The following is a 6,031-nucleotide window of genomic DNA, read 5'->3' as shown; positions in this document are numbered from 1 at the left end:
GCAGGTTAACAGCCCTCGCGACCGTTTACAACACCCGAAAAGAAAAATGCCGCTCAGTCTTAACTGAACGGCATTACCCTTTTCAGGGGCTTTTTTGACACCACAGCGCGGGTAGTAAACGTGTGTGGCATCCACTTTTTTAAATCATCTAAGTGATTGATTTTTATAAAATGGCGCTAACTGGCGGAGGCTGTGAGATTCGAACTCACGGACGGGTCGCCCCGTCGGCAGTTTTCAAGACTGCTGGTTTAAACCACTCACCCAAACCTCCATGATCGTTGCCGCTGCTCGCAGTCTGCCACTTACTGCCTGCTGCATACTGCGGCGCATGGGAGCTCGATTATACCCAAGTCCTGACATTTGCAGCAATTCTCCGGCACGCGCGCTGGAATGATCTCAATCAAGAAACATTTGCTGCAAGTCGTTGAGAAAACGGCGCCCCAGTTCAGTGGGCCGGATGACCTGATGATCGCGGTAAAGCAGGCCCTTGGCTTCGGCGGCGTTGAGCGCCTTGTCGATGGCGTTGATGGTCAGGCCGGTGCGTTCGCCGAACAGATTGACTTCGAAACCGCTGTTCAGGCGCAGCGCATTGAGCATGAATTCAAAACCCAGATCATCCCTCCCGAGTTCGAACTCTTCCTGGATCGGCCGCCCCGCCCTAATATTTTCGAGATAGGCTTTTGGCTGCTTGTAGCGCATCTGCCGCACGATCCGGTGCGGAAAGGAAATCTTGGAGTGCGCGCCTGCGCCAATGCCGAGGTAATCCCCGAATTGCCAGTAGTTCAGATTGTGCCTGGCCTGCCGGCCTGGCCTTGCATAAGCGCTGACCTCGTAGTGCTCATAGCCAGCATCCGTTGTCAGGCCGGCGATCATGTCCTGCATCTCGGCGCTGGCATCGTCATCCGGCACGGCGGGAGGATGCTTGGCGAAAAAGGTATTCGGTTCCAGGGTCAGGTGATAAAGCGACAGATGGGGCGGCGCAAAGCCGATCGCGGTGGCCACATCCCGGCGGGCTTCTTCGAGCGTCTGCGACGGCAGCGCGTACATCAGATCCAGATTGAAGTTGTCGAAATTGGCGTGCGCGATCTCGACCGCCTTGCGCGCCTCTCCATCGTCATGGATGCGGCCCAGCGCCTGGAGATGGCGCGCATTGAAACTCTGAATACCGATCGACAGCCGGTTGATGCCGCTGGCGCGATATGAGCGGAACTTGTCGGCTTCGAAGGTGCCGGGGTTTGCTTCCATCGTGACCTCCGCCACGCCGTCCAGGGGCAGCAGCGAACGGATGTCCGACATCAGGCGATCCAGCCCGCCAGCCGACATCAGGCTTGGCGTACCGCCGCCGATGAAGATCGTGTAGATTTTGCGACCCCAGATCAGCGGCAGGGCACTTTCGAGATCGCTGCGCAATGCGGCGAGGTACTCTTCCTCGGGAAAGCTCCCGCGAACTTCATGCGAATTGAAATCGCAATACGGGCACTTCTGCACGCACCAGGGAAAATGCACATAGAGCGACAGGGGCGGCAGTGCGGCAAGCTGCAGTGCGCCGGGACGAAGAAAGGCACCTGCGGCTTCCGCCGGCGAGGATGCTGCGGGTGCCGGCCCCTGTTTCTGGCCGACGGGCTTGATAGGAATCATTTCAACTTCTCGACGAGTGCGCGCAATGCCTGGCCGCGGTGGGACAGCCGGTTCTTTTCATCGGCGTCGAGTTCGGCCACGGTCTTCCCCGATGCCGGCAGCAGGAAGTAGGGATCGTATCCGAACCCGCCTTCGCCGCGCGGCTCGGCAATGATTTCGCCGTCCCAGCGCCCCTCTGCGATGAGCGGCTGCGGATCCTCGGCATGGCGGACGAAGACCAGCACGCAGTAATAATAGGCGGACTTGTCGCCATGCGCCGCAAGGTCGTCGACCAGTTTGCGATTGTTGCGTTCATCGGATTTCGGTTCGCCAGCATAGCGCGCGGAGTGCACGCCGGGCGCGCCGCCGAGGGCATTGACACACACGCCGGAGTCATCGGCCAGCGCCGGGAGGCCGGTCAGGCGGGCGGCGTGTCTGGCCTTTGCAAGTGCGTTCTCCACGAAGGTCGGATGCGGCTCCTCCGCTTCCGGCACATTGAATTCGCGCTGGGCATGTACTTCGAAGCCGAGCGGAGCGAGCAGTTGGCCGAACTCCTTGAGCTTGCCGGCATTATTGGATGCGAGGACTAGTTTGGTCGTCATAAAAAAACCTTGCCGCATCGGGATTGCAATTCGAACCGGTCGGGTTCTCGTTGCAACCGCGGTGCGGCGCACAGTATTGTAAAAATTGTCAGCGACCGCTGGAGCGGGAGCGGAGCGGTTCAGGTCAGCCCGAGACTGCTCTTCTGCAGTTTGATCAGATCGGAAATGCCTTGCTGCGCCAGATCGAGCAGCCGGTTCAGGGTGGCGCGATCGAAGGCATCGCCTTCGGCAGTCCCCTGCACTTCCACGAAATGCCCCTGTTCGGTCATCACCACATTCATGTCGGTATCGCAGCCCGAATCTTCAAGATAGTCGAGGTCGAGCACCGGCATTCCGCGATAGACGCCGACCGATACCGCGGCAACGAAATGCCTGAGCGGTATGGCAGGAACGAGGCCCGCCTTCACCAGTTTGCCGAAAGCGTCATGGGCGGCGACCATCGCGCCGGTGATGGACGCCGTGCGCGTGCCGCCATCGGCCTGGATCACGTCGCAATCGAGGTGCAAGGTACGTTCCCCGAAGGCATCGAGGTCAAAGGCGGCGCGCAGGGAACGTCCGATCAGGCGCTGGATTTCCTGGGTGCGGCCGGACTGTTTTCCTTTCGCCGCCTCGCGGTCCATGCGCGAATGGGTGGAGCGGGGCAACATGCCGTATTCCGCAGTCATCCAGCCCTTGCCCTTTCCTTTCAGGAAACCCGGCACCTTTTCCTCGATGCTGGCAGTGCAGATGACCTTCGTATCGCCGAACTCCACCAGGACCGAGCCTTCGGCATGCTTGGTGTATTCACGCGTCAGGCGGATGCTGCGCAATGCTCCGGGCGAACGTCCGTCGGGACGGTTTTCAAACGACATGGATGACATCCTAATTCTTTGAGGTGATGCGGGAAGACTTTTCGATGGCGCCGCGAATCTCCTCGATGGCCTTTTCGATATCGGAATCGGTGAACATGTCGGCCGGATCCAGATCCGCGTGGCGCGGCGCCTGGATCGTGGTCGTGACGCTGCCGACCGGAAGCGTATGCGTTGCAATGGTATCAGGAGATTCCTGCAGAACGCTGGCACCTTCCCACATCATGGCCAGCGCGGTGACATTATCGCTGCTTTTGCCGGCAATGCCGACGGCGCTCGACAGCAGATCGGGAACAGCGCGCACGATGGTATTGTGCTGCAGGGACTGCGCCAGCACGTGATCGGGCAGCACCGACCACAAGCCATCCGAGCAGAGAAGCAGCACATCGCCCGGCTGCAGGCTGGCGCGGCGCGACAGTTCGACGATCGGCATGTTCGGCGCGCCGATGCAGTTGAACAGCTTGTTGCGTTCCGGATGGGTATCGCGCTCCGAAGGATGCACCTTGCCCTGCGCGATCAAGGTTTCGATGCGGGAATGATCGCGGGTACGCGCCAGGATCTGTCCCTGCCGCATCCAGTACAGCCGGGAATCGCCGCAATGCGCCCAATAGGCGCCGTTGTGCTGCACCAGGCAGCCGACTATGGTAGTGCGCGGCGTCTCGGGCAGGTTATTGATGGCGCGATAACGATGTATTTCACGGTGTGCGGCGAGAAAGCTGTCTTCGAGGAATTTTTCCGGCTTGCGCACATAGGGCGACGCCTGCTGCTGGAACAGCGAGCCGACGGTCTGCAACGCGATGGTGGCCGCCATTTCGCCCTGGATGTGCCCGCCCATGCCGTCGGCGAGCAGCAGCAGTAGCGCATCCCGCGTGAAGCTGTAGCCCATCCGGTCCTGATTGTTGCGCCGGCCGCCGATATGGCTTTCCTGGTATACGGAGAATCGCATGCATGCCGCCTATCGGGTTGTATCCTGAATCGTCGTGTTGCCGCTTATTGTATTCCTGGTGTTCCTGTTGCGGGTGAACAGGCCGCGCAGCTTTCCGGACCACTTTTCCAGCAGGGCTTCCTCTTTCTTTTCAGGAATCGGTTCGCGCAAGGCCTTCTGCAGTGCGAATACACTTTGCGGCCGTTCCAGCGGATCGATGCGCAGGCTCCAGCGGATGACCTGGATCAGTTCGCGCGAATAGATGCTTTCAAGCTTGCGGAAATGATCTTCCATCTTGTCATTGAGCTTGCGCTGATCCGCGGGCTGCGGAGGAGCGCCGACCATGCACGCAAACATCGATGCACCGATGCTGTAGATGTCGGTCCAAGGTCCGAGGCTGCCGTTCCTGACATAGAGTTCCGGCGGCGCGAAGCCCGGGGTGTACATCGGGTACAGCTTGGGAAGGTCGCTCTTGAGCGTCTGCCGCGCCGCGCCGAAATCCAGGAGGATGGGCGTGCCGTCCATGCGCAGGTAGATGTTGGCCGGCTTCAGGTCCAGATGCAGGAGCTTGTTGGCATGCACCTCCCTCAAGCCGTTCATCACCTGGTTGAACATCTTGCGTATGAAGCGTTCCGACACCAGCGGGCGTTCACCCTTGTCGCGGCGGCGAAGGATATGGTCCTGCAGCGAGCGTCCCGATTCGTAGGCCATCACCATGTAGACGGTGTCGTTGGCGCGGAAAAAATTGACCACGCTGACCACATTGGGATGGGAAATGCGAGCGAGCGCACGGCCTTCCTCGAAAAAGCATTTGAGGCCGATGCGAAATACCGGCAGATTCTCGGCCGAGATCGCCGGCACCAGCTCGCCCGGCTGGCGCAGAGCAAGCGAGCTGGGCAGGTACTCTTTGATGGCAACCGCGTTGCCGTCTTCGTCATACGCGAGATAGACGATACTGAACCCGCCGGACGCAATCTTCTTTACAATGCGGTATCCAGCAATTTCAAGTCCATCCGGCAACGGAGCGTTGTTTTGCGAAGCCATGTTGTCCTAAAGCAGTGTTCTCTGGATTGTCTTGATTAATCACTCTTTTGTAAAGCATAAGGGCCCGAACCTTGACTATTTCGAGCATGACCGGCTACGCGGTCGCCACACGTGAAACCAGCGCGGGAACGCTAACGGTCGAACTCAAGAGCGTGAATTCGCGCTTTCTTGACCTGCAATTCAGGATCAACGACGACTTGCGAGCAATCGAACCGGCGTTGCGCGACGCCATCATGGGCCGTGTCACCCGCGGCAAGGTGGAGTGCAGAGTCAGTTTCGGACGCAAGAACAGCAACGGCAATACGCAGCAAGTCAACACGGCCCTGCTGGCGGCCCTGACAAAGATGCAACATGAGGTGCGTTCCCATTTCCCCGAAGCGGCGCAGCTGTCGGTCAACGAGCTGCTGCGCTGGCCGGGCATGATCGAAGAGCCGGAAATGTCCCAGGAGATGCTGCAGTCGGATGTGCAGGCCGCCGTGGCCGAGGCGCTCGATGCCTTCCTCGACAGCCGACGGCGCGAAGGCGCCGCGCTGCAGGCCATGCTGGTTTCGCGCGTCGATGACATGGAAGCCATCGTGCAAAGGATCTCGCCGCTGATTCCGCAGGCGATCTCCCAGTTCCAGGCCAAGGCGACCGAACGCATGAAGGAAGCGCTCGGGCTTGCTGCGCAGGACAATGCGGGCGCCGCCACTTCCGTCTCGCGCGAGGATGCGCTCGAGCGCATACGCCAGGAAGTCACGCTTTACGGCATACGCATCGACGTTGCCGAAGAACTGTCCCGCCTTTCCACGCATCTGTCGGAAACGCGGCACATCCTGCAGAAAGGCGGCCAGGTCGGCAAGCGCCTTGATTTCATGATGCAGGAATTGAACCGCGAAGCCAACACGGTCGGTTCGAAAGCCGCGCTCAAGGAGTTGTCCGATGCCGCGATGGCGATGAAACTACTGATTGAGCAGATGCGCGAACAAGTCCAGAATCTCGAATGAAAGCCACGC

Annotated in this window: 6 protein-coding genes and 1 tRNA gene; 1 reads left to right on the top strand and 6 read right to left on the bottom strand. The window is 59.8% G+C overall.

Annotation, left to right across the window (positions count from 1 at the left end):
• Positions 1–181: 181 nt before the first annotated feature.
• The 6 genes from RY831_RS30450 to RY831_RS30425 all read right to left on the bottom strand — a co-directional run bounded on the left by RY831_RS30450 (position 182) and on the right by RY831_RS30425 (position 5,036).
• Positions 182–271, bottom strand: a tRNA-Ser gene (locus RY831_RS30450).
• A gap of 125 nt (positions 272–396) precedes the next feature.
• Positions 397–1,638 carry a radical SAM family heme chaperone HemW gene (hemW, locus tag RY831_RS30445; RefSeq protein WP_326510072.1) on the bottom strand — a complete coding sequence of 414 codons (1,242 nt, stop codon included), beginning with the start codon at positions 1,636–1,638 and terminating at the stop codon, positions 397–399.
• Complete coding sequence (rdgB, locus tag RY831_RS30440) at positions 1,635–2,219, bottom strand: RdgB/HAM1 family non-canonical purine NTP pyrophosphatase (protein ID WP_326510071.1); 585 nt, start codon at positions 2,217–2,219, stop codon at positions 1,635–1,637. The genes hemW and rdgB overlap by 4 nt, the downstream gene beginning before the upstream one ends.
• 119 nt (positions 2,220–2,338) lie before the next feature.
• Positions 2,339–3,070 carry a ribonuclease PH gene (gene rph, locus RY831_RS30435; protein WP_326510070.1) on the bottom strand — a complete coding sequence of 244 codons (732 nt, stop codon included), beginning with the start codon at positions 3,068–3,070 and terminating at the stop codon, positions 2,339–2,341.
• A gap of 10 nt (positions 3,071–3,080) precedes the next feature.
• A complete protein-coding gene (locus tag RY831_RS30430) occupies positions 3,081–4,013 on the bottom strand; it encodes a PP2C family protein-serine/threonine phosphatase (RefSeq protein ID WP_326510069.1) in 933 nt (310 codons plus the stop codon).
• Between the two features lie 9 nt (positions 4,014–4,022).
• Positions 4,023–5,036, bottom strand: coding sequence for a serine/threonine protein kinase (locus tag RY831_RS30425; RefSeq protein WP_326510068.1), 1,014 nt, complete (start codon positions 5,034–5,036; stop codon positions 4,023–4,025).
• 71 nt (positions 5,037–5,107) lie between these two features.
• Between RY831_RS30425 and RY831_RS30420 the strand changes: the two genes are divergently transcribed.
• Positions 5,108–6,022 (top strand): YicC/YloC family endoribonuclease, encoded by a 915-nt coding sequence (locus tag RY831_RS30420; protein WP_326510067.1) that lies wholly within the window; start codon positions 5,108–5,110, stop codon positions 6,020–6,022.
• The last annotated feature ends 9 nt before the right edge of the window (positions 6,023–6,031 follow it).

This window comes from Noviherbaspirillum album (genome assembly GCF_035916955.1).
GTDB classification, from domain to species: domain Bacteria; phylum Pseudomonadota; class Gammaproteobacteria; order Burkholderiales; family Burkholderiaceae_D; genus Noviherbaspirillum; species Noviherbaspirillum album.
Note: the sequence above shows the minus strand (reverse complement) of the source record. Positions and strands in the feature narration are given on the sequence as shown.